This is a genomic window from Streptomyces sp. enrichment culture, assembly GCF_964272895.1.
GTDB lineage: Bacteria > Actinomycetota > Actinomycetes > Streptomycetales > Streptomycetaceae > Streptomyces.
In genome coordinates this window covers 5918894-5943136 of record NZ_OZ186832.1, presented here as the reverse complement: position 1 = coordinate 5943136, position 24243 = coordinate 5918894, and the positions used below count along the sequence as shown (strand labels likewise).

17 protein-coding genes are annotated in these 24243 nt (G+C 73.9%); 5 read left to right on the top strand and 12 right to left on the bottom strand.

The window, feature by feature from the left end:
• Window positions 1–10 precede the first annotated feature (10 nt).
• The 5 genes from ACSU6M_RS26710 to ACSU6M_RS26690 all read right to left on the bottom strand — a co-directional run bounded on the left by ACSU6M_RS26710 (window position 11) and on the right by ACSU6M_RS26690 (window position 10016).
• Window positions 11–910 carry a GNAT family N-acetyltransferase gene (locus tag ACSU6M_RS26710; protein ID WP_437072932.1) on the bottom strand — a complete coding sequence of 300 codons (900 nt, stop codon included), beginning with the start codon at window positions 908–910 and terminating at the stop codon, window positions 11–13.
• Window positions 911–982: 72 nt separating this feature from the next.
• Window positions 983–1837: a hypothetical protein gene (locus ACSU6M_RS26705; RefSeq protein WP_437072931.1), complete on the bottom strand. Its 855-nt coding sequence runs from the start codon at window positions 1835–1837 to the stop codon at window positions 983–985.
• Window positions 1834–7068: a caspase family protein gene (locus ACSU6M_RS26700; RefSeq protein ID WP_437072930.1), complete on the bottom strand. Its 5235-nt coding sequence runs from the start codon at window positions 7066–7068 to the stop codon at window positions 1834–1836. The genes ACSU6M_RS26705 and ACSU6M_RS26700 overlap by 4 nt, the downstream gene beginning before the upstream one ends.
• 95 nt (window positions 7069–7163) lie before the next feature.
• Window positions 7164–8858 carry a DUF2264 domain-containing protein gene (locus ACSU6M_RS26695; protein ID WP_437072929.1) on the bottom strand — a complete coding sequence of 565 codons (1695 nt, stop codon included), beginning with the start codon at window positions 8856–8858 and terminating at the stop codon, window positions 7164–7166.
• Window positions 8859–8957: 99 nt separating this feature from the next.
• Window positions 8958–10016, bottom strand: a complete 1059-nt coding sequence (locus tag ACSU6M_RS26690) for a rhamnogalacturonan acetylesterase (protein WP_437072927.1) — start codon at window positions 10014–10016, stop codon at window positions 8958–8960.
• A gap of 189 nt (window positions 10017–10205) precedes the next feature.
• Here ACSU6M_RS26690 and ACSU6M_RS26685 point away from each other — a divergent pair, with 189 nt between their 5' ends.
• Window positions 10206–11882: a rhamnogalacturonan lyase B N-terminal domain-containing protein gene (locus ACSU6M_RS26685; protein WP_437072926.1), complete on the top strand. Its 1677-nt coding sequence runs from the start codon at window positions 10206–10208 to the stop codon at window positions 11880–11882.
• Here the strand turns inward: ACSU6M_RS26685 and ACSU6M_RS26680 are convergent, their stop codons facing one another.
• Window positions 11883–13292, bottom strand: a complete 1410-nt coding sequence (locus ACSU6M_RS26680; RefSeq protein WP_437072924.1) for an RICIN domain-containing protein — start codon at window positions 13290–13292, stop codon at window positions 11883–11885.
• Between the two features lie 158 nt (window positions 13293–13450).
• On the opposite strand from ACSU6M_RS26680, the gene mmuM reads away from it, so the two are divergent.
• The gene (gene mmuM, locus ACSU6M_RS26675) at window positions 13451–14401 is read left to right on the top strand and encodes a homocysteine S-methyltransferase (protein WP_437072922.1); all 951 of its coding nucleotides are present in this window, start codon (window positions 13451–13453) and stop codon (window positions 14399–14401) included.
• A gap of 397 nt (window positions 14402–14798) precedes the next feature.
• On the opposite strand, the gene ACSU6M_RS26670 is transcribed toward mmuM, so the two are convergent.
• Complete coding sequence (locus tag ACSU6M_RS26670; protein WP_437072920.1) at window positions 14799–16469, bottom strand: carboxylesterase/lipase family protein; 1671 nt, start codon at window positions 16467–16469, stop codon at window positions 14799–14801.
• Between the two features lie 230 nt (window positions 16470–16699).
• On the opposite strand from ACSU6M_RS26670, the gene ACSU6M_RS26665 reads away from it, so the two are divergent.
• Window positions 16700–17743 (top strand): LacI family DNA-binding transcriptional regulator, encoded by a 1044-nt coding sequence (locus ACSU6M_RS26665; protein ID WP_437072918.1) that lies wholly within the window; start codon window positions 16700–16702, stop codon window positions 17741–17743.
• A 240-nt stretch (window positions 17744–17983) separates the two neighbouring features.
• Window positions 17984–19639 carry a phosphodiester glycosidase family protein gene (locus ACSU6M_RS26660; protein ID WP_437072917.1) on the top strand — a complete coding sequence of 552 codons (1656 nt, stop codon included), beginning with the start codon at window positions 17984–17986 and terminating at the stop codon, window positions 19637–19639.
• A gap of 51 nt (window positions 19640–19690) precedes the next feature.
• Here the strand turns inward: ACSU6M_RS26660 and ACSU6M_RS26655 are convergent, their stop codons facing one another.
• On the bottom strand, window positions 19691–20074 hold the full coding sequence (locus ACSU6M_RS26655; RefSeq protein WP_437072915.1) for a VOC family protein: 384 nt from the start codon (window positions 20072–20074) through the stop codon (window positions 19691–19693).
• A gap of 84 nt (window positions 20075–20158) precedes the next feature.
• Window positions 20159–20770 carry a hypothetical protein gene (locus ACSU6M_RS26650; RefSeq protein WP_437072914.1) on the bottom strand — a complete coding sequence of 204 codons (612 nt, stop codon included), beginning with the start codon at window positions 20768–20770 and terminating at the stop codon, window positions 20159–20161.
• Window positions 20771–20951: 181 nt separating this feature from the next.
• Between ACSU6M_RS26650 and ACSU6M_RS26645 the strand changes: the two genes are divergently transcribed.
• Window positions 20952–21347, top strand: coding sequence for a VOC family protein (locus tag ACSU6M_RS26645; protein WP_437072913.1), 396 nt, complete (start codon window positions 20952–20954; stop codon window positions 21345–21347).
• On the opposite strand, the gene ACSU6M_RS26640 is transcribed toward ACSU6M_RS26645, so the two are convergent.
• The 3 genes from ACSU6M_RS26640 to ACSU6M_RS26630 all read right to left on the bottom strand — a co-directional run bounded on the left by ACSU6M_RS26640 (window position 21336) and on the right by ACSU6M_RS26630 (window position 24193).
• Window positions 21336–22013 carry a helix-turn-helix domain-containing protein gene (locus ACSU6M_RS26640; protein WP_437072911.1) on the bottom strand — a complete coding sequence of 226 codons (678 nt, stop codon included), beginning with the start codon at window positions 22011–22013 and terminating at the stop codon, window positions 21336–21338. The two genes, ACSU6M_RS26645 and ACSU6M_RS26640, sit on opposite strands and share 12 nt — an antisense overlap.
• Before the next feature lie 10 nt (window positions 22014–22023).
• Complete coding sequence (locus tag ACSU6M_RS26635; protein ID WP_437072909.1) at window positions 22024–22962, bottom strand: cupin domain-containing protein; 939 nt, start codon at window positions 22960–22962, stop codon at window positions 22024–22026.
• 76 nt (window positions 22963–23038) lie between these two features.
• Window positions 23039–24193 carry a YihY/virulence factor BrkB family protein gene (locus ACSU6M_RS26630; protein ID WP_437072907.1) on the bottom strand — a complete coding sequence of 385 codons (1155 nt, stop codon included), beginning with the start codon at window positions 24191–24193 and terminating at the stop codon, window positions 23039–23041.
• Window positions 24194–24243: the final 50 nt, after the last annotated feature.

The window sequence follows — 24243 nt, the reverse complement described above, 5'->3', positions numbered from 1 at the left end:
CGCTGACCGGTCAGAGGGCGAGCTGGAACTCGTAGGACGTGTGGGTGGGGCGGTAGCCGAGCCGGTCGTTGACGGCGCGCATGTGCGGGTTGTCGTCCGCGGTGTCGGTGAGCAGACCGGCGAGGGCGGGGTGGCGTTCCCGGGCGCGGAGGATCGACGCGGCCTTCATCCAGGTGCCGAGTCCGTGCCCGCGGTGTTCCGGCACAACGGCCGTGCCGTAGTGGAGGGCGTCGCCCTCGCCGTCGCCGGGGACGACGAGTTCGGTGAACCCGACCAGGGAGCCGTCGCAGTCGTCGACGGCGGCGACGGTGTGCAGGACCTCCCCGCGCGCGGCGACGGCGGCGGCCGCCGACCGCAGCCGGTCCACGTCCCAGACGACCCTGCCGTAGTCGACGGCGCCCATCGGCATGTCGTCCATCGCGCGGCGCGAGGCCGCGTAGCTCTCGGCGAGTTCGTCGGGGACCGTGCCCTGCCACGCCGTGAGCCGGTATCCGGCGGGCGCCGCGGCCACCCGTGCGGTCAGCGCCGGCACGTCCGCGTCCGCCAGCGGCAGCCGGGCGTGGATCAGGGTGAGGGCCACGTCGAAACCGTGCGCGGTGAGGAAGGCGGTGCCGGGGCCGTCGCTGCCGGCCTGCGCGACGACGCTGCGCCGCCCGTCCTCGCGGGCGGCCTCCAGCGCGGCCCCGAGCAGCCGCGAGCCCACCCCCGCCCGCCGCTCGGCCGGATGGACCCGGACGTCGGCCTCGGCGAGATGCCGCTGCCCGTCCTTGTCGAAGAGCCGCAGGGAGGCGCTGCCGAGCGGGTGGCCGTCCGCTCCGGAGGCCAGCCACACGAGCCGGCGGCCGCCGCCGGGCGCGGGATCGACGAGAGCGGTGAGACGTACGGTCGGTGCGGTGCGCGAAGTGGTCACGGCCGTAACTGTGCGCCCACCGCCCGCACCGCCTCAACAGCATTTCCCGGCGGCCCCCGCGCGGCGAACCGCTCACGGACGTGCGGCCAGGCCCGCGGCGATCGCCCGACCGGTCTCCTGCGCCGTGAGATACGGCCGGACGTCGTGCGCCTTGGCGCCGTTGTGCACAAGGACGTCGACGACGCGGTCGCCGAACACCGGTGCCAGCCGCTTGCCGAGCGCCACCACGTCACCGCGGTCGGCGATGTTGGTCCAGCGTGCGACGGGGGCCGGCCAGCGCCCGTACCCGGCCACGGGTGCCGGCTCCAGGCGGTCCAGCACCAGCCCGCGGACCGCGAGCGGTGAGCCCAGCGTGACCAGGGTGAGGTCGGGCAGTTCCGGGTGCGCGCAGAGCGCCTCGTAGGCGACGACGGAACCGAGCGAGTGGGCGACGACCACCTCGGTGCGGTCGGTCAGCGCCCGCAGGACGCGTTCCCGGACGGCGGCCCGGATCGCGGGGTCGGTGAAGTAGCGGCTGACCTGGCGGGCGTCGCGGATCAGCAGCCGTTCCCCGGCCCCGGCGAAGAACGAGGAGTGGCTGAGGGCGTCGAGGGCCCGCTGCACGAGGTGGGGTGTGCGCACGCGGGCCGCCGTGCCCGGTCCGGCGACCTGGCTCTCCGTCTCGGCCGCCGCCCTCCACCAGGCCAGCAGCAGCTCCCGCTCCAGGCCCTCCTCGACGTCGGCGGCGCCGAGTTCGGGCTCGCCCGGCCCGCGGTGGCCGGCGGGCCGGAACAGGTCGCCGTAGAACGCCATGGCGACGTCCCGCGGGCCCAGCGTCACACCGGCCGGTGACAGGCCGTCGGCCAGCGCCGGACACCAGTCGGCGAGCAGGGTCTGCGCGCCTTTGTACTGCTGGGCTATGCCGTGCACGAGGACGACACGGGTCATGGGCGGCCTCCCGCGTGCTCCGACGGGTCCGCGACGGTGAGGACCACCAGACCCATGTCGGCGGCCAGGCACACATAGCCGGACGGATCCGCGGCCACGGCGTTGATGCCGCTGCCGACGTCGAGTTCGGCGGTCCAGGCGTCGAACCGTGTGTCCCACACCCGCAGGACGCCGAAGTCGTCGCCCGCGATGAGGGTGGGGACACCGCGGATGCCGGCCGCTGCGAGGGCACGGACGGGGGAGGAGAACGGTTCCAGATCGGGTCCCGTGGCCTCCCCGGTGGCCACGTCCCGGAAACGGAGCCGGCCGTCACCGGTGCCCGAGACGACGACGTCCCGGTCCAGGCGCAGGAAGTCCACGGTGAACGCCCCCATCTCGTGGCCGGTGAACGGCTCCCCGACAGGCGAGCCGGTGCGCAGGTCCCACAGCCGTACGGTCCCGTCCAGCGCGGCGCTGGCCAGCAGGTGCTCGGCGCCGGGCGGGCCGGACCGCAGGGCGGTCACCCGCGCCGTGTGGCCGGTCATCGGCGGACAGACCGGGGCCTGTGTCACCAGGTCCCAGGCGTGCAGGGCGAAGTCGCCCGCCACCGACACGGCGAACTCCCGGCCGCCGACGCTGTGCAGGGAGGCTCGCCAGCAGGTGCCGTACCGGCGGCCGAGACGCCGGCGGGGCTCGACGCTCCAGACGTCCGCCTCCGTCCAGCTGCTGGTCACCACCACGGTCCGGCCGCCCAGGCGTGCGCTCACCGCGCCGTAGAGCACGAAGTGGGGTGAGGCGATGGGCGGGGCCACCTGCCGTCCGTCCTCCAGGGCGTGCACACGGACACCGTTGTACGAGCTGCCGGTGACGACCGTGGCCCGGCCGTCGGCGGCGGGGACGATGTCGGCGGAGACCAGTTCGCGGTCCGCACCGCACAGAGGTTCGCCCATGGGGGTCATGGTGGTGAGGTCCCAGACACGGACCTCGCGGGTGAAGGCGGTCACCGCCACGGGGGTGCCCTCCACGGTGACCAGGCCGGGTGCCGGACACGGCACGGTGCCCTCCGCCGAGTGGTTCACCAGTCCTTCCAGCGGCTGCCCCCGTGAGGCGCCGGTCTCCAGGTCCCACACCCGCACGGTGTCGTCGTAGGAGACCGAGGCCACGAGGACGGCCCCGCCCAGCCGGGCGAGGGTGCCGGCCACGACGCCGTTGGTGTGGCCGACCAGCGGGCTGCCGACCGGCGCCCGCGTCACGATGTCGTGCACCTGGACCTCGTTGCCCTCCCGCGTGGACAGCACCACGGGGCGCTCGCCCAGGAAGGCCACGCCCAGCGCTTCCGTGTTCAGCGAGAGGTCCCTCGTCAGGTCGAAGTGGGCCGGGCGGGCGCGGGTCCCGTCGGGGCCGACCCGCCAGAGGTAGGCGTGGTCCAGGACGGTCGCCACGGCGATCTCCAGCTCACGCCCGACGGCGCGCACGGCGACGTAGCGGACACCGCCGATGTGTCCCGCGAGCGGCGGGCCCAGCGGCTGCCGTGTGGCGTGGTCCCACAGGCGCACGGTGCCGTCCTCGCTGCCGCTGACGACGACCACCGCGGAGTCCAGCACGCCGAAGGCGACGCACCGCACGACATTGGTGTGCCCGGTGAGCGGCGGCCCCTCGGCCTGTCCGGTGTACGGGTCCCAGCACCGGACGTCGGTGTCGTCGCCGCCCGTCGCGGCGACCGTCCGTCCCTTGGCCCGTCCCAGGGCCACGGCTGTCACCCGGCCGAGGTGTCCCTCCATGGCCGGCCCCAGCTGGCGACGGGTGCGCAGGTCCCACAGCCGTGCGGTGCCGTCGGCGCCGCCCGTGACCGCCAGGGGACGGCACCGCTCCTCGTGGACGGCGAGGCAGGTCACTTGGCCGCTGTGCGCCTCGGCCGGCTGGTCGGCGGACAGGTCCCAGATGCGGGCCGTGCGGTCGCGGCTGACGGTCACCGCGAGCGACGCGTCCCCGCGGCTGGTCAGGGCGGCCGCGCGGATGTCGTCGGCGTGTCCGCGCAGGGGCGCGCGCAGTTGCCGCAGGGTCGCCAGATCCCACAGCCGGGCCTCGTGGCGGCCGGTCGTCAGGGCCACGGTGCGGTCCCGGAACCGGCCGATCACCGCCGATTCCACGCCGCTGCCCGTGAGGTAGCGGTGGGCGATCGCCGGTTCCCCGATCTGCCGCCGCCCGGCCAGGTCCCACAGGCTGAGCATCCCGGACTTGTCCCCGACGACCAGCACGGCCCGTCCGTCGACCTCGCCCGCGCACAGCGCCGTCACCGCCTCGGCCGGTCCGATCAGCGGCGCGCCGTCCGGGCGGGCGTCGCCGCCGGCCGGCACGTCGGTGAGGTCCCAGACGCGTACGGCCTTGTCGTAGCCGCCGGTGACGGCGACCGTGCGGCCGTCGATGGCGCACAGGGCCGCGTCCTGCACCGAGCGGCGGTGTCCGGACAGCGGGGCGCCGAGTTGTCTGCGGTCGAGCAGGTCCCACAGGCGGGCCGTGCCGTCGTCGCTCGCCGTCAGCACCACCGGGCGGCCGGCGAGGGTGCCCGTTCTGATGGCGCGCACCTGGTTGGTGTGCCCGGTCAGCGCAGGGCCGTACTCCTGGCCCGCCGACAGGTCCCACACCCGGACGGTTCCGTCGACCGCGCCGGCCAGTGCCACGGTGTAGTCGCCGAGTTCGCCGATGGCGACCGCGCTCACCGCGACGTCCATCGCCAGGGGTTCGCCGATCTGCCGCTGGGTGGTGAGGTCCCACACCCTCACCGTGGCGTCCACGCCGCCGGTCACGGCGATGGGCCGCTCGTCCAGGTCGCCGACGGCGACACAGTCGACGCGTCGTTCGTGGCCGCTGAGCAGGCGGTGTGCGCCGCCGGCCGACCACCATGCCCAGCGCGCCGTCCAGGGCAGGGTGACGCCCAGGTCCTGGATGCGGTCGGCGAGTTCGTCGGCGTCGCAGCGCCGCGCGGACAGCTGGAGGTCCGCCGCGCGGGCGCCGAGCGGCCGGTCGGCGGTCATCCGGTGGGCCACCTGCTCGTAGGCGGTGCGGACATGGCGGGGGCCGTCGCCCTCGACGGAGGCCAGGGCCCGTAACAGGCCGAGTGGTTCACCGGCCAGCAGGAACCCCGGGTCCTGGATCAGCTCGTGCAGCCGGCCGGCGGCCGCGGCGTGCGTCGCCAGATGCTGGCGTACGTACGGCGGAGCGGTGAACCAGTCCCGCCGTCCGTCGGCGAGGGCCGGGACGACGCACACGAGGGCGTCGACCACGGCGCCCTGGATGTCGGAGGTGGCCCGGCCGGCCGTCCGCCGCAGATGTTCGGCCAGCGCCTTGTGGTACAGCCGGTACACCGAGCGCCGGTCGTCGTCGACGACCTCCGCCACGTACGCCTCGGCGACGTCCAGCGCCCAGGAGACGTCGGCCTCCGTGCACTCGATGCCCGAGAGGACGGTGCTCAGGGTGGTCCAGATCCGGCCCCGCGGCAGACCGGTGCCCTCGGAGAAGGCGAGGGCGAGCAGCATCCGCCGCACCCGGGGTTCGTCGGGGCCGAAGCGGGCCAGGTAGTCGTCGAACGCCTCGCCGATCTCGCTGGGCAGGTCGTCCGCCCAGCCGGGGCGGCGGATGTCGACCGCGGTCCGGTCCGAGCGCAGGGTGCGGGCCGTGGTCCGGGCGTACAGATACACCCCGGCGGCCTTGGAGGCGACTCCCCGTGCGACCGCCGCGGCCAGCTCGGGCCGGTCCCGGTAGGGGCTGTGCACCTCGGGCTCCTCGGTGGCGAGCAGCATCTTGGTGACGTATCCGGCGACGTCGCCTTCCTCGGCCCGGTAGCCGGGGCGGTCCAGGTCCACGCAGAGGAAGGTGGGACCGAGCGGGGTGACGAGTTCGTGGCGGGTGCCCACCAGCAGCCGTACGCCCTGGATCTCGGACATCGGCCGCAGCAGCTCGCGGGTGATCCGCCGCGGCTCCCCGTGTCCGCCGGCGTCGGCGGCCGTGTCGGACCCCGCCTCGTCCACGGCGTCGACGACGATGACCACCGGCGGTCCCTTGCGGCCCCGGCGGGTGAGTTCCTGGAGCAGCGCCGCCGAGCCGTCGACCCGCACGCCGAGGCAGTCGGCGATGCGTTCCACGATCTCGTCGAGCCGCTTGTGCCGGGCGTGCACGGCCGCGGTGACGCAGCCCTCCGGGACGACGGTCGCCGGATCGAGGCCGCCGAGGTCGAACTTGGCGCGGTACACCGGGTCGGACAGCGCCACCACCCGGCCCAGGACCGCCGACTTGCCGCAGCCGGGCCTGCCGGTGACGACCCGCCCCATGCCGTCGCCCTCCTCCGCGGTGAGCCACGCGGTGAGCTCGGCCAGGACGCGGGTGCGCCCGCTGAAGTACAGCCCGTGCTCGGACTCGAACTCCACCCCGCGCGAGCGCGGCCCGAAGTGGTCGACGAGGTCCTGGGCGGCGACCCGGCGCTGGATCTCCAGGTCCGTGCCGAGCGGCGGAAGGCTCTCGCGGAAACCGGAGTTGGGGAAGAACGGGGCCAGGCCGGTGACCAGCCCGCTGGCCAGCTCGGCGCGCTGACCGCACCCTTGCGCCTCGAAGTTCTCGTTGACGGCCTTCACGACCTCGGTGAGGTCGAGGTACTGCTGGCGCTGGCCGGTCCGTCCCGTGGTGACCTGCACCGCGGTGCGCAGCGCGCCGACGAACCGTCCGTCCTCGGCCACGTCCTTGCGCCGGGCGGAGGCCAGGAACCACAGCCCCGCCGACCCTCCGGTGCCGTCGTGCCGGTGGACGATCGACTGCAGGGCCAGTCCGGCGGCCTCGGCGCTGCCCGCGCCCGCGGAGCAGGTGTCCAGGACGAGCAGCAGATGGCGCAGCTCGCCCCGGCACAGGATGCGTACCAGGTCCTCGGTCGCCAGGGCCGTGGCCGCCGCGTCCTCGTCGTGGGAGTCCCAGCACAGCAGGTAGTGCCGGTCGCGTTCCTCCACCAGGCCGTGCCCCGCGAAGTACACGACCACCACGTCGTCGCGCGTCAGCCGGGCGTCCGCCGACCAGTGGCGCAGCTTCTGCCGGATCTGCTCCGCGCCGTCGTACTCGCCGAGGCCGGGCAGGACCGCCTGGTATCCGAAACCCTCCAGGAGTTCCCGCATCGCCCGCACGTCGGACGGCACCATCCGGAGCTGTTCGTCCGCCGGGAGGTGGCAGTAGCGGCCGACGCCCAGCGCCACGAAGAATCTCCGACCCACCTGCAGCCCCACCCCATCCCGCCGGCCCTCCCCAAGACTGTAGCGGCGAGGTCGCGCTGCGTACCCGGATCACGCGGAAGCGCTCAACCACCCTTCTACGACCGGGGTTTGACCTCGACGTGCCCGTCCTCCACCCGGACCGTGATCTCCCCGCTCCCCGGCCAGCGGACGGCGAAGGAGTGCGGCCCGGCGGCGCGCACGGCGACGGCGTCCCGCAGGGGGACCGGATCGGTCTCGGCGGTCAGCCGCACCAGGGCCACGAACAGGCCGTCCCCTCGGCCGGTGACCCCCGCCGGGTGCCCGTCCCAGCCGAGGGCGGGCAATATCTCGGTCCGCAGGCCGTCGGCCGCGGCCCATCCGGTGGCCCGCACGGAGGTTCCCGCCCCCGCCCCGGTCACCAGGTGTGCGCGCACCTCCACCGCCCCGCGCGCCAGCACGACGCTCGTCACGCGCGCACCGCAGGAGGCCACCGTGTGCCGGGAGGCCGCCCAGCCCTCGCCGGTGCCCAGCGGCTCGATCCCGGTGCGGCTCGGGTCGTCGCCGACGAACAGGCTGTTGTCGTACGACGGTGAGGGCCGCGTCACCGTCGAGTAGGCGAGCCGCGTGTAGTACGGGTCGTAGCGGGCGTCCTCGCTGCCGTGGTTGTGGAGCCGGACCACGCCGTCGCAACGGGTGGACTGCAGCAGCCAGTTGGGGGCGGCGACCGGCGTCACCGCGTCCTCGCGCTCGGCGGGGCCGGGCTCCTCGGTGGCCGTCCACACCTCGTGGTCGGCGGGCAGCAGCAGGCCGAGGAAGCCCTTGCTCGCCCAGTAGGGGGAGGCGGGGCCGGAGTACGCCTGGGCGACGGAGACGTCGGGCCCGTGCCAGCCGAGGGTGAGCAGGCCACGGTGGTCGACGGCACCGCGGCGCAGGAAGTAGGAGAGCGCGCCGGAGGCCAGACGCCGGGTCTGCCCGGGCGGCAGCGGGGTGTGTCCGGTCAGCGCGCCCAGCCACAGCGGGGCGGCGGTGGCGAAGCGGTACGTCAGGGACCGGCCCTGGTGCAGGGGGGCGCCGTCGCCACCGAACAGGCGGGCGTAGTCGGCGAGATGGGCGCGCAGCCGGCCGCCGTAGAGGTCGAGCAGCCGGGTGTCGCCGGCGAGCCAGGCGTGCAGCACCGGGTACAGGTGCATGGCCCAGCCGTTGTAGTAGTCGTACTTGCGGCCGTCGCCGTCGGTGTACCAGCCGTCGCCGGCGTACCAGTCCTCGATGCGTTCCAGGCCCCGGTCGATCGCCGTGCGGGCGGCCTCGGTCCGGTGTCCGGCCTCGGCGAGGAAGCCGCCGACGGTGACGGGGAACAACACCCAGTTGCAGGGCCAGGGTTCGGCGGTGAGCGCGTCCCCGAGCCAGTCGGCCGCGCGCTCGCGCACCTCGTCGGAGAGGCGGTCCCACAGCAGGGGGCGGGTCAGCCGCAGGGCGAGCGCCACCGAGGCGGCCTCGACCAGGGGCTGGCTGCGGTCCAGCACCCGCGGCCAGGCACCGGACACGCCGGCCGCGAGCCCGTCGGCGTACCGCGCCAGCACGGTCTCGTCCCGGCGGAACGCTGCCAGCAGCAGCGTACGGGCGTATCCCTCCAGTCCGTCGGAGAGCCGCCCGGAGGCGCTCACCCGGTCGCCGGGCAGGTGATAGAGGGCGAAGTCCTCGGTGGCGTACGGCTCCACGGCGGCCAGCAGCGCGTCGGCGGCCGCCTCCCAGTGCGCGCGCGTCCACCCCGTGCGGGGGCTGAGGGCGTGGTCGGGCTCGGGCAGGTGCATGGGCGGTGCTCTCCCTTCCGGCACGTCGGCGCTCGGGCCGTCCCGGCGCATCGGCCGGGCCCTGGGGCACCCCGGTTCCGGTCGGGGTGCCCCAGGAGTTCATCCCACCCGCACCAGCCCCTCGGGCACCAGCCCCTGGGCGAGGAGTTCGTCGCGGACCAGCTCGGCGTAGGCGGTGGCGCCGCGCACCGACGTATGGGTGTTGTCGCGCTTCTCGCTGGTGAGGTAGAGCGCCTTGGAGCCCTCGGTGCCGAGCTGTTCGACGAGCGCCTTGGTCCTGGCGGTGAGGTCGATGAGCGGCACGTCGTGCTCGGCGGCGACGGAGCGGACGACGGCGGGGTGGTCGACGCCGAGGCCGTTGACGAGGAGGGCGGTGTTGTTGTTCAGGGTGCCGTCGGCGTTGAACCAGCGGCGCACGATCGGGGTGACGAGGACCGGCTCGCCGCCCTTGGCGCGTACGCCCGCGACGAGGGCTTCGAGGTTGGCGCGGTAGGTGGCCGCGTCGGTGGTCTTGTCGTTGTGGGCGAGCTGGATGAGGACCAGGTCGCCGCGGTGGATGCGGGCCTCGACGGCGGGCCACAGCAGCGGGTTCTGCAGGAAGCTGACCGTGCTCTCGCCGCTGTCGGCGTGGTTGGCGACGGCGAGCCCCTTGCGCAGGTACCGCGGCAGCTGCTGGCCCCAGCCGCTGTAGGGGTCGCCGGGCTGGTCGCAGACGGTGGAGTCGCCGATCAGGAGGATCTGCCGGGCGTGCCGGGCGGGCGTGACGCGGATGCCGGCGAGGGCGGGTGCCGAGCCGCCGAGCATCAGGTCCAGGCCCCCGAGGCCGGCGGGGCCGGTGGGCTCGCCCTCGGGGGTGCGGACGTCGACGGTGAAGTGCCGGGCGACGCGTTCACCGGCCGGGACGGCGGTCTCGGGGAGCAGGGCCCGCCGGGTCTCGCCGAAGACGGCGGTGCTGGAGGCGGCGCCGTCGCCGCCGAGGAGGACCTGCACGTCGTACAGGCCGGGCGGGACGTCGAAGTGGCAGGCGGTGGCGGTGCAGTGGGCGAGCCCCAGGGCCGGGCCGTGCGGCGTCTCCCCCTGGGCCTTGGCGGGTACGGCGGTCAGCGTGCCGGCTCCCAGCGTCGCGGCCACCAGCGCGGCGGTGGTGAAACGTCTCATCACGGCTCCTCGATCGATACGGCATGCCCTGGCGCTGGACCGTACCGCCGCCATCAAGCGCTTTCTACCCCCTTGCCAGCTCTGATTAATCACTCAACGTTCACCGCGTGAAAGCCCTTACGGAAAAACGTTTCAACTGTCACCCTGCCAAGCACCCGCACACCCCACACCTCCCGAAGGAGGCACCCCATGTCCGCCACCGCGAACCACCCGGTCGGGCGCCGCACCTTCGTCGTCGGCACCGCGGCCGCCGCCACCGCCGCCCTCGCCGGGCCGCTGGCCGGCTCCGCGCGCGCCGCGGCCTTCGGCTGGAGCGACGACGGCTCGAACTACGTCGTCGACACCGGCGCGAACCTCGTCTTCAAGGTCAGCAAGACCAACGGCGACCTGACCTCGCTGGTCTACCGCGGCGTCGAGTACCAGGGCTACGACGGCAAGAACTCCCACATCGAATCGGGCCTCGGCGCCTCCGCCGTCACCCTCACCCGGTCCGGCGCGACGATCCTGATCTCGGTCGCCTACGGCACCCTGCGGCACTACTACGCGGCCCGCAGCGGCGAGAACAACATCTACCTGTGGACGAACAAGGCCGACACCTCGGTCACGGCCACCCGCTTCATCCTGCGCGTGCGCAAGGGCCTGTTCCCCAACGACGAGCCCGACTCCTACACCTACGCCCCCACCGCCGTCGAGGCATCCGACGTCTTCGCCAAACCGGACGGCCAGACCCGCTCCAAGCACTACTCGCGCCTGCGCGTGACGGACTACGACCACATCGGCTGGACGACCGGCGGCGTCGGCCTGTGGATCGTGCGCAGCAACCACGAGAGGGCCTCCGGCGGCCCCTTCTACCGCTCGCTGCTGCGCCACCAGAGCGCGGACGGCGGCGGCCTCTACGAGATCCTCCACTACGGCCAGAACCAGACCGAGCCCCAGCGCTTCGGCCTCCACGGCCCGTACGTCATCGCCCTCACCGACGGCGGCACCCCCTCCCCCGCCCTCTTCCCGGGCACGCTCACCACCCCGTGGGCGGACTCCCTCGGCATCGCCGGTCATGTCGGAGCCGGCGGGCGCGGCCGGGTGGCCGGCGTCGGCATCAACGGCCGTGACACCAGGTACCCGTACACGGTGGCTCTGGCCAACTCCTCGGCCCAGTACTGGGGTTCGGCCCGCGCCTCGGACGGCTACTACTCGATCGCCGGGGTCCTTCCCGGCACGTACACCCTGACCGTCTACAAGGACGAACTGGCCGTGTACACCACCTCCGTGACGGTCACCGCGGGCACGACCACCACCCTCAACACGATCACCGTCCCCACCTCCAACGACCCCTCCAACGCGCCCGCGATCTGGCGCATCAACAACTGGACCGGCACCCCGGCCGGTTTCAAGAACGCCGACCTGATGACCTACGCCCACCCCTCCGACGTCCGCGCCGCGCCCTGGACCGGCAACGTGGTCATCGGCAGCGGCACCGAGACCTCCGCCTTCCCCTGCTACCTCTGGAAGGACGTCAACAGCGGCATCACGGTCCACTTCCGCCTCACCGCAGCCCAGGCCGCCGCCGCGCACACCCTGCGCATCGGCGTGACGACGGCCTACGCCAACGGCCGCCCGCAGATCACCGTCAACGACACCTGGACCTCGGCCGTCCCCGCACCGCCCGTCCAGCCCAGCACCCGGTCGCTGACCAACGGCTCCTACCGCGGCAACAACCACACCTTCACCTACAGCATCCCGGCGTCCGCCTGGCTGACGGACCCGGACGCGTACAACACGCTGAAGATCCACGTGGTGAGCGGTTCGGGGACGACGTCCTACCTCAGCGCGGGCACGTCCATCGACGCGATCGATCTCCTCGTCTGATCAACTGCCGCGCGTCCACTGCTGGTTGCGCCCACCGTTGCAGGTGTACGTGATGAGCGCGGCGGAGTCGGCGGTGGACGCGCCGCTCACGTCCAGGCACTCGCCGGTGGCCCGCGCCACGATCCGCGTGTACCCCCCGGAGACGGACACGCTCCACTGCTGGGAGGCGGCCGAGGAGCAGTCCTCCTGAGTGACCCCGCCGACGGAGTCGGCCAGACACAGACTGCTGTGGCGCACGACGAGCTGCTGATGACCACCCCCGACGGGCCGGAACCAGAACTTCTGATTGCCTCCCCCGTTGCAGGTGTACTGCGTCAGCGCGACCCCCTCCCACAGCGACTGGTCCGGCACATCGGCACACTTGCCGGAGTGCCGCGCCACCAGCGTCTCGTACGCGGCGGGCGTCCCCACGACCGTCCCGGCGGCGGTGTCCACGGTGACCTCCGGATACCAGGACATCGCCAGTGACGTGGCGGTCGGGAAGCTCAACGGCAGCCACACGTACCGCGAGTCGTTGACGGTCCCGCCGAACGCGTTGCCCCAGCGGTCCCCGAGATACAGATACGACGTGCCCGACGTCCCCTGCACCGGCAGGACGTACGCCGTCTGCGAGCCGAACGCCGTGGAGTCCCCCACGTCGGTCATCGCCGACCAGGGCCCGGCCAGGCTCCGGGCCGTCGCGTACTGCTGCTGGTTGGGCCTCCACCCCGTCGCCCCGGAGGTCAGCATGAAGTACACACCGTTGCGCTGGAACAGCGCGGGCGCCTCCCGGTGCCCGCCCGGCCACGGGTTGGCGACCAGCCTGTCGATCCCGGTGTAGTCGGCGGTCAGCCGGTAGATGTGGAGGTCGTAGTTCTCGCGGGCCGCGGAGACCATGTACCCCGCACCGTCGCCGTCCACGAACACCGTGATGTCCCGCGACATGTGCTGCCCCAGCGGCCGGAAGCTCCCCAGCCAGCGGTAGTCGCCGTCGACGGTGTCGGACACGGCGACAGCGGCCCGGGCCTCGCCGTAGTCGGTGCCGTTCTCCTTGTGCATCCACATCACGAACTTCCCGGTGGCCGCGTTGTACATGACCTTGGGACGCTCGATGTTGGCGAGAGCGAGCTCGGGGTCGGTCGCCTGCGTCAGCACATGGTTGCGGAACTCCCAGTTCTTCAGATCCGTGGACCGGTAGGCGTCCACGTAGCGGAAGGTGTTGTCGGCGTTGCGATGCTCACCGAACCAGTAGTAGAAGGACCCCACCTTGAGCATCCCGCCCCCATGAGCGTGCACGGGGCCACCGGAGGTGTCGGTGAACTGCGTCCCGTTGAGAACGGCCTGCGGAGCGGCGTGAGCCGGACCGGAAAGACCCACGACGCCGCCCAGAGCGACACACAGCGCGAGGACGACCCCCCACACCCGCCTCATCGCACCGCCCCCTCACCGTGGCGGGAACACCGAGGCCAGGACCGTTGGCGGTTCATGCAGACTGCCTCTCGTTCGAGATTACGGACATCATCTGCCATGCCGAACAGCCGTCAACGTAGACGCGTCCCCCGGAGAGGTCAACGGCTAGCGTCGACCTCATGACCAGCGACACCGCACCCACCCTCGCCCAAGCCCTGGCCTCGGGGCCGGTCGTCCTGGACGGCGGCATGTCCAACCAGCTGGAGTCCGCCGGCCACGACCTCGACGACGACCTCTGGTCCGCCCGGCTCCTCGCCGAACAGCCCGAGGCGATCACCGAGGCGCACCTCGCCTACTTCCGAGCGGGGGCGAGCGTGGCGATCACCGCGAGCTACCAGGCCACGTTCGAGGGCTTCGCCCGGCGCGGCATCCCCCACCGCCGGGCGGCCGAACTCCTCACCCTGAGCGTCGACGCCGCCCGCGAGGCCGCCCGCCGCGCCCACGCCGAGGGCATCACCCGCCCCCTCTGGGTCGCCGCCTCCATCGGCCCCTACGGCGCGATGCTCGCCGACGGCTCCGAGTACCGCGGCCGCTACGGCCTCACCCTCGCCGCACTCGAACGCTTCCACCGCCCCCGCGCCGAGGTCCTCGCCGCCGCCTCCCCCGACGTCCTCGCCCTCGAGACGGTCCCCGACACCGACGAGGCCCGCGCCCTGCTCCGCGCCGTCCGCGGCCTCGGCGTCCCCGCCTGGCTCTCCTACACCATCTCCGGCACCCGCACCCGCGCCGGCCAGCCCCTGGAAGACGCCTTCGCCCTCGCCGCCGACGCGGACGACATCATCGCCGTCGGCGTCAACTGCTGCGCCCCCGACGACGTCCCCACCGCCATCACCCTCGCCTCCCGCATCACCGGCAAGCCCGTCGTCGTCTACCCCAACAGCGGCGAATCCTGGAACCCCACGTCCCACACCTGGTCCGGCCGCCCCACCTTCACCCCCGCCCAGGTCACCACCTGGCACACCCACGGCGCCCACCTCATCGGCGGCTGCTGCCGCGTGGGCCCTCCGGGCATCGCCGCGATCTCGAGGGCCTTGACCCGCGCCACCCCAACGGGGCCGGTCTCGCCGTAGGCGACTGCGGGCAGCACGTGGCTGATCGCGCAGTTCCCCGCGCCCCTGACCACGCACAGTCCCCCACGCCCAGGAAACACTCCCCACCCCCACCGACGGCAAGAAGCCACCACGCCCCCACGCACGGCGTGCGTCGGTCAGCCGCCGACGGCGATGAGGCACCACGCACCGCGTGCGTCGGTCAGCCGCCGACGGCGAGAAGGGGACGTGCCGGGGGGTGTCCGCCCGCAGCGGCCGGCGTCCGTCGGGCAGCCACCCTAAGTCCCAAGAGCACCGCCGGACCGAGGACGGACACCCCCCGGCGCGGCCCCGACCCACAACCCACCGGCATGCGCTACGCCCGCCCCCACCGGACACCAGCAGGCCGCCGCAGGCATCCACCCACCGGCCCGCACCGTCACTGCCGGCGAACAGCCGCCGATCGCCGCAATCGGCTGATCACCGAGCGGAGCTCCCCACCCCGGAGGAGCGCATCGTCGGACGGAGACGGCCCGCTCACCTCCACCGCACCGCTCCACAGAGCAAGCTCCCGATCCCGATGACCGAACGCCGTGTACGGCGGAACCAACCCGGACCGCCCCTCCTCGCCACCCTCGCCCCCCTCACCGACCTCACCGACCTCACCGAAGACCCGCACCGCATGCCCCGCCCCCCACGCCTCCCACCCCGGATCCCCCTCCGCCACGAACCGCACCCACGCCCCATGCATCGCCTCCGCCAACTCCCCCGGCGCCCCCTCCCCCGCCAGCTTCGCCGACTCCTCCGTCTCCCCGGTGTCGAAGACGAACCCCAGCTCCAGCGCATGACACGCCCCGAGCCCCGGCAACCGCGACGGCCAGGCGAACTCGTACACATACGTCGCCCCCCTCCTCGCCTCCGCCAGCCGGCACAACGGCACCCGCAGCAGATGATCCGTCACCATCTGCCCCACGATCTCCGCCGTCCCCGCCGCCGGCAGCAGCGAGCGATACCCCCGCGTCACCTCCGGCCCACACCGGCACCGCGCCCGCGCCCCCGCCAACGCCACCGCACCGAGCCGATCGACCCGCTCCAGCAACCCACCCGGCACCAGCCACAACCGGTACTCGTCCCGAGTCCACCCCACCAACAGCTCGGCACCCCCGGCAACCGCACTACCGGCAACCGCACTACCGGCAACCGCACCCCCAGCAACCGCACCCCCCTCCACCAACGCCTCCAACGGATCCCGCGGCACCACATCCCCGTCCACGACGATCCCGAACGCCGGCCCACCCAGCACAGGGCTGCTGAGCCTCCCCACCTCCCCCTGCGTCCGCAGCAGCACCTCCCGGTCGACCGAGGCGAACGCCTCCGCCGTGGCCGGCACCTTCAACCGCGCCGCCATCCGCCGCACCATGCGCCGCACCTTGTCCCGCTCCACGGCCTCCGGCGGCCCGCTCTGCAGCACCGCCCGCCGGAACAACCCCTGCGCCTGCGGAGCCGCGATCAGCGCCCCGACACTGATCGCCCCGGCGGACTGCCCGGCCAGCGTCACCCGCCCGGGATCCCCGCCGAACTCCGCGACCGCGTCATGCACCCACCGCAGCGCGGCCAGCTGATCCCGCAGCCCGGCGTTGGCGGGCACGTCGGGGAACAGCCCGTACCCCTCCACCCCCAGCCGGTAGTTGACGGACACCACCACGACCCCGTCGCGCGCGAACGCCGCCCCGTCGTACACCGGAACCGCCGACGACCCCCTGGTCAGCGCACCCCCGTGGAACCACACCAGCACCGGCAGCCGGGCCCCGCGCCCCGGCTCCGGGGTCCACACGTTCAGGTTCAGGCAGTCGTCGCCGGGGATCACCGGATCGGAGAGATACTGCGCGAACGCGTCGGAGTACGGCGGCTTCGGGGCCGTCGGCCCGAACGCCCCCGCGTCCCGCACCCCGTCCCACGCCTCGGGCGGCTCCGGGGGCCGGAACCTCCGCGCCCCGAACGGCGGCGCCGCGTAGGGGATGCCCCGGAACACGGCCACGCCCGCCTCGTACCGCCCGCGCACGGCCCCATGGGGCGTCGCGACCACTGGATCCGACCGGCCTGCCGACATACGCCCACCAGCCTTCCACGCGCTCCCGCACCGTCACTGCAGAGCATCACATCGCCCGGTCGTATTCCGCTGCATTCCCTCGGTGACCGACCCCGGTGATCCGTCCTCTTCACGTCTTCTCCCCTCCCACCTAGGGTAGGAAGCGCTTTCTGCACGCAGTTTCCGCACGCTGCCGCACCACGCTCGCGGCTGTCGATGGCCCTCGGGCGGGCCGGAGGGGTGGTTCTTCGATGGTCCGTACGTCAGGCGCGGGCACGACGACCGGGCCGACGCTGGCGGTCGTGGCCCGCGAGGCCGGCGTGTCGGTGCCGACCGCGTCCAAGGTGGTCAACGGCCGCGAGGACGTCGCCCCCGAGACCCGCCGCCGGGTCACCGAGGCACTGGACCGGCTCGGCTACGTCCGCCGGCCCCGTTTCGACCCCTCCCGCGCCCCCGCCCTGGTCGACCTCGTGGTGCACGCCCTGGACACGTCCTGGTCGGGAGCGGTGCTGCGGGGCGCGGAGCGGGCGGCGAGGGACGCGGGCCTGGACCTGGTGGTCTCGGCCTCGGCTCCACGGGGCCACGGCGGCCGCCCGGAACGCGGCTGGCTGGACAAGCTCACCGTCCGCGGTTCCGCCGGGGTGCTGTTCAACCTCGCCGAGCTCACCGATCCGCAGTACGCCTGGCTGGAGCAGCACCGCATCCCGTACGTGATGATCGACCCCGTCCTCGAACCGCCGCCCGGCACCGTGTCGGTGGGCGCGGCGAACTGGCACGGCGGGGTCAGCGCGACCGAGCATCTGCTCGCCCTCGGGCATGAGCGCATCGCCGTGGTCGCCGGACACCACAGCGCGTCGTGCAGCGCCGCCCGGGTGGCAGGCTACCGCTCCGCACTGGCCTCGGCGAACCTCGCGCTGCGCCCGGAGTACGTCCGTCACGCGGCCTTCGACACCGCGCTCGCCCGGCGCCGCACGTCCGAGCTGCTCGACCTGGCCGAGCCGCCCACGGCCCTGTTCGTCTGCTCGGACCGGATGGCGCTGGGCGCGTACGAGGCGCTGGCCGAGCGCGGGCTGCGGATCCCCGACGACGTCAGCGTCGTCGGCTTCGACGATCTGCCCGAGTCCCGCTGGACCGCCCCACCGCTCACCACGGTCCGCCAGCCGGTGGCCGAGATGGCCGCGACGGCCCTGCGCCTGCTGGTCCGCATGATGGACGGCGACCGCCCGGAGAGCACCCGCACCGAGCTCTCCACGACGCTGGTGGAGCGCGCGAGCACGGCACCGCCGCGCGCCTGAGGGGCGGGCCGCGCCCGCCCCACCCCCGCCCCGGACAGCGCCCCAGTTCGGCAGTTCGGCAGTTCGACATCCCCGGGGATCAGCAGCTCGACAGTTCGACGCTTCAGCGACAAATCGTCACAAAACCATATGCGCGGGGTGACACGAGCCACGCCCGCGGCGCCGAATGCGAAGTGGGCCCGCCGGGTTGCGTATTGTGCTCGATCGCAGTCGGCGACGTAGCGAAAGGCACCACCCCCCATGAGATCCCGTTCGGCGCGGGGCCGCAGCCTCGGCCGGGCCGTCGCCACCGCCGTGGCGACCGCCGCCATCGCCACCGGTGTGACCGTCCTTCAGCCCGAGCCGCGGCAGAGCGAGGCGGCCACCGACGTCCCGGCACTGCCGCTCGGCCCCGGCACGCTGGCGGAGACCCGCACCACACGGCAGCTCGCCCCGGGCGTGACCCATGTGGCCATCGAGCGCGGCGAGGCGTCGCCGGACGACGTCTGGACCGTCACGGCCGGGCTCGGCACCACCGAGGCGGAGGTCGCCGAGCTGGAACGCCGGGTGCGCGCCGCCGGTCACGAACCCCGGCGCGACGCCACCGCCGGACCGGACCCCGCGGGACCGGCCGACCGGCCGCTGGGCTGGCTGGTGCGGGTGGGCCGGTACGCCGACCGGGCCGAGGCCGACGCCGTCCGTGCCGAGCTCGCGGCACAGGGGGTGTCCGGCACCGTCGAGCACACCGTCGAGGACGGTCACCCCACGACGGGCCCCTGGTCGCTGGACGTCCTGGTGATCGAGCCGGGTCGGTTCACCGGGCGGCTGCGGTCCGAGCTGGCCGACGGGATCGTGCCGGGCCGCGAGACCGTCAGCTCGATCGCCCGCCGCGCGGGGGCCCTCGCCGCGGTGAACGGCGGGTTCTTCGTCACCGGCGGCACCAGGACGACACCGGGCAACTGGGTGGCCGGTACGGAGGGCGACCCCTCGGGCGTCTCGGTGGTCGGCGGCGACCTGGTGTCGGAGGCCGTGAACGACCGGCCCGCGCTGGTCCTGCCGAGCGAGTCCGGTCGGCGGGCGGCGGTGCGCCGGATCCACACGGTCGTGACGGTCCGCACGGCGAGCGGCGCCACCCGTACGGTGACCGGTCTCAACCGGCAGGCGGGGCTGGTCGTGAACTGCGGCGGCGTCGGCAACCTCACGCCCGTCTCCCACCCCGCGCACGACTACACGTGCGGCAACCCCGACGAACTCGTCGCCGTCACCCCCAGGTTCGGCGGCACCGCCCCCGAGGGCCCCGGCTACCAGGCCACCCTCGACGCCGGCGGCCGGGTGACCGCGGTGCGCGCCGGCCGCGGCGGTGCCGTGCCCGCGGGCGGCACCGTGCTCCAGGGCACCGGCACCGAGGCCGAGTGGCTGCGCGCCCACGCCCGTGTCGGCGCCCAGCTGACCTTGCGCCGCATGGTGCTCGACAAGGAGAACGGCAGGCAGGTGGGGCTGTCGGCGCAGACCTCGCTGATCAACGGGGGCCCGCTGCTGCTGCGCGACGGCCGGGTCGCCCTGGACCCGCTGCGGGACGGCTTCGGCGCGCAGGACATCGGCGGATCCGATCGCGCCGTCTTCCACAACAGCTGGTACCTCCAGCGGGCCCCGCGCACCGCGGCCGGGATCACCGCCCAGGGGCGGATCGTCCTGCTCACCGTCGACGGCCGGCGCCCCGGCTACAGCGCCGGTCTCACCATCGCCGAGACCGCCGCGGTCATGCGCAGTCTCGGCGCGGTGAACGCCCTCAACCTCGACGGCGGCGGCTCCACGACGATGGTCGTCCAGGACGAGCTCCAGGGCATCCCCAGCGACCGCACGGGCGAACGCCCCGACGGCGACGCCCTGCTGATCCTGCCCCCGGCCACCGGCTAGGGCCGTCCCGCGGACCGCGTCGGCGTCGCGGGACCGGCCCTCGGCTCCTGCTCAGACGGGATCCAGCCGGGTGCGCAGGAGGCAGAACTCGTTGCCCTCCGGGTCGGCCAGGACGTGCCAGCTCTCGGTGCCGGTCTGGCCGACGTCGGCAGGCCGGGCGCCGAGGGCGAGCAGCCGCTCCAGTTCGGCGTCCTGGTCGCGGTCGGTGGGGTTGACGTCGATGTGCAGGGGCAGCTTCCCGGCACGGGGGCTGCTGCTGGGGCTGAGGATGAGAAGGGGCTGCGGTCCGCCGTAGCCGGCGTCGGGCGGCCCGATCGCGATGCTTCCGTCCTCGTCACGCTCGAGTTCGGCGTATCCGAGGACCTCGCTCCAGAACGCGGCGAGCCGTTCGGGGTCGGCGCAGTCGAGGACCAGCTCACTGATGCGGCATGCCATGCCGGTCAGTGTACGGAGCGGCACCGGGGGGGGCCGGACGGACTGACGCGCCATGAGAATGCAGCCCTGGTCGGCCCGTTGGGCTCAGCCGCTCGCGCCCTCGGGGTCGACGGGCGCCCCGTCCCCGTTCGGCGGCAGGTCGCCGCGTTCCGTCGGTACGGCGCCGGCGGGGGCGTCGGGCAGCAGGGCCTCCAGTTCCCCGGCGCCGGGACGGTGGGCGCCGAGGGCGGCCTCGCGCAGGACGGCGCGGGGGACGTCGCCCTCGGTGGAGACCCGCAGCACATGGCCGTCCTTCGCCAGCGCGTACTCGCGGCGCTGATCCGTGACGCGGTACCAGGCGTCGCCGTCGCGCTCGCACACCGCCCGCTCGCCCGAGGCCGAGGGCAGTGCGGTGGGGCAGGTACGGTCCGTCATCGTGCCGCGCTCGACGGTGAGCCGGATCTGCCGGTCGGCGGACTCACGGGCGAAGTAGACGGCGGAGAAGCCGTCGTCGCCGTGCACCCCGACGGACTGCTGGGCGAGGACGAAGCCGGAGGGGGGCGTGAGGGCGTAGACGTGCTGCGGCGCGATGCCCAGGGCCCCGGCGCGGGAGCCGAGTTCGGCCGGGTCGGCGGCGCCCTTCTTCTCACTGCCGCAGGCGGTGAGCAGTGCGGGGAGAAGGACAAGGGCCAGGGCCACGCGCGCGTCACGTCTCATCCCCCCATCCTCCCGCACAGGTGTTCCCACGGGTGGGCGGGGGTGTGTGGCCTCGTGCCCCGGTGAACGCGATTCCCGCGCGGCCGGTCGCTCTCGGCCGGCCGCGGCGCGCGTGCCCGGTTCCTTCGACGTGTCCGATTCCTTCAAGACGCTCTTGCCGACCCGCTCCTACGGTGGCCCCATGAGTCCACGTCTCGATGCCATCGGCCTCGTCGTCACCGACATGGCCGCCTCCCTCGCCTTCTACCGCCGCCTCGGCCTCGCCTTCCCCGAGGGCGCGGAACAGCAGCCCCACGTGGAGGCGGAGCTGACCGGCGGCATCCGGCTGCTCCTCGACACGGAGGACACGGTCCGCTCCTTCCACCCGCACTGGCGCGCCCCCTCGGGCAGCGGCCGCACCTCCCTCGCCCTGCTCTGCGACGGCCCCGAGGAGGTGGACGCCGTCTACGAGGACCTGGTCGCCGCCGGCCACCACGGCGAGCTCAAGCCGTGGGACGCCCCCTGGGGCCAGCGCTACGCCGTCGTGCACGACCCGGACGGCAACGCGGTCGACCTCTTCGCCCCGTCAGGCCAGTAGCAGCCCGGGCGTGGTCCCGGTCAGCTCCTTGACCTCACGGGTGAGATGGGCCTGGTCGGCGTAGCCAGCCCGGACGGCGGTCTCGGCGAGCGCGACTCCGGCGCGGGCCAGGCCGAGGGCGCGCTGCAGCCGCAGGATCCGGGCGAGCGTCTTGGGCCCGTACCCGAAGGCGGCCAGGGAGCGGCGGTGCACCTGCCGGGCGCCGATGCCCAGTCGGTCGGCGGTGGCCGCGACGGGCCGGCCGGCGTCCAGCTCCGCGACCAGCCGGCGCAGCAGCGGATCGGGCGCCTCGGTCTCGGCGGCCCGCTCCAGGGCCACCTCCTCAAGGCCGCTCCCCGGATCGGCGGCGGCGTTCACCCGCGCGGCGAGCCGTCTCACCCGCGCGGCGGACCACAGCTCCGCCAGCTCGACGCGGCGGTCCCGCAGCTCGTGCGCGGGCACCCCCAGGAAGGCGGGCCCGTCACCGGGCCGGAAACGGATGCCTGCCCATGTCCCCTGGGGGCCTTGTGTGAGGTGAGCGCGGGTGTCGGGCCCGGCGACCAGCAGCCGCCCGTCGTGCCACAGCAGATCCATGCACCCGTCGGGCAGCACCCGCCCACCGCCGGCCGTCGGCGTGTGCACCCACAGGACGGCTCCGGGCACCCGGGAGCGGCGTTCGGCGTACATGGGGACCAGGCTAGACAGCGAACCCCAGCCGGTACTCCTGCGGACTCACCCCGTACACCCTCTTGAAGGCGGTGGACAGGGCGAACGCGCTCCCGTACCCCACCCTGCGCGCGATCGCCTCCAGCGTGTCCTCGGTGTCCCGCAGCGCGTCCGCCGCCAGCGCCAGCCGCCAGCCCGTGAGGTACGTCATCGGCGGCTCCCCCACCAGTTCGGCGAAGCGGCGGGCGAGGGCCGCGCGGGACACGCCCGCCTTCTCCGCGAGCCCCGCGACGGTCCAGGGGTGCGCGGGGTGGTCGTGGAGCAGCCGCAGCACGCGCCCGACGACGGGGTCGCCCATCGCGCGGTACCAGGCGGGCGTCTCCCCGCCCGGCCGGGCGAACCACGCCCGCAGGGCCGCGATCACCAGCAGGTCGAGGAGCCGGTCGAGGACGACCTCCTGCCCGGGCTCGTCGCGGACGATCTCCTCCATGAGGAGCGGGGTGAGCGGGCAGGTCCAGGTGTCGGAGGCGAGGGTGAGCAGCGGCGGCAGCGCGTTCAGGAGCCGTCCGCTCACCTCGCCGGGCCACAGGTAGGTGCCGATCAGCAGCAGGGTCTCGCCGTCGCGGGCGGAGCCCCAGGTGCGGACGCCGAGGTCCATGGAGCCGTTGAGGGGCCGCCCGTCGGGGTAGCTGCACGCGCCGCCGGGCAGGATCACCGCCTGCGGGGCGGTGCCGGGGTCGTCGGCGCAGGTGTACGCGTCCGGGCCGCGGGCGACGGCGAGGTCCCCGGCGCACAGCCGTACCGGGTCCCCGGCGTCCGGCACGATCCAGGTGTCGCCGCGCACCGCCAGCATCACCGTGAGCGGCGCCCGGTCCTGGACGCGCACGCTCCACGGCGGGTCGAAACAGGCCCGGATCAGAAAGGCGCCGCGGGCGCGGGGGCCGTCCAGCAGGCCGGCGAGAGCGTCCATGGGGGCCAGCGTAGACGCGCGCCCGGGGGAGCGAGCGGCCCGGCACAGGAGCCGGGCCGCGGCCGGTTCCTCGCCGTCACTTCTCCGCGGGCGGGTTCTCGCCCCCCGGCTTCCCCGTGCTCCTGGCGTGGGCGCGCAGCCGGGAGGTGACGTCCTCGGGGGGCAGGAAGCGGGACCAGCGTTCGGGGAACTCCGAGGGCATGTCGGGGTCGTCGGGGTCGTACTCGCCGCGGAAGGCGGCGGCGCGGGCGACGTACTCGGCGACCTGGGCCTGCCGCATGCGCTCGTTGGCCTCGCGGGCGGCCGCGGTGGCGGCGGCGGGCCAGACCCGGTCGATGGCGGCGTTGACGGCGGCGCCGACCAGGACGGCGAAGGCGGACACGCCGATCCACAGCAGCACGGCGACGGCGGCGGCGAGCGAGCCGTAGATGGTGGCGCCCTCGACGGTGTTGGTGAGGTAGATGCGCAGCAGGAAGCTGCCGAGCACCCACATGCCGAGGGCGACCAGGGCGCCGGGCACGTCCTCGATCCACGGGGAGCGCACGGGCACGGAGACGTGGTACAGGGTCGTCAGGAAGGCGATCGACAGCACGATGACCACGGGCCAGTACAGGACCTGTACGAGCGTCGTCGACCAGGGCAGGACCCGCAGCACCGCGTCCGGCCCGGCCACCATCAGCGGCAGCGCGACCGAGCCGATCAGCAGGGCCACGAGGAACAGCAGGAACGCCAGCAGCCGGGTCTTGACGATGCCGCGGACGCCGTCGAGGCCGTACATGACGGTGATGGTGTCGATGAAGACGTTCACCGCGCGCGAGCCGGACCACAGGGAGAACAGGAAGCCGATGGAGATGATGTCGGGGCGGCCGCCCTTCATCACGTCGTCCAGGATCGGCCGCGCGATCTGCTCCACGCCCTTGTCGGACAGGACCGTGCGGGATGCCTCCAGGAGGTTGGTCTCCAGGCTGGTGATGGTGTCCGTGCCGGTCCAGCCGTCGACGTAGCCGAGCAGTCCGATCATGCTGAGCAGCAGCGGCGGCACCGACAGCAGGGTGAAGAACGCGGCCTCGGCGGCGAGCCCGAGGATGCGGTACTCGATGCAGGAATTGACGGTGTCCTTCAGCAGCAGCCAGGCGGTTCTGCGCTTGGAGACGTTCCGGTAGAGGGCACGCGCGCGGTGGAGACGCCCGGAGGGCTGCGTCGCGGGGGTCGGTTCACTTGCTGGCTGCACGACCCAAAGGTATCCGCAGGACAGGACTGCACTCACCCTGGTGGGAACAG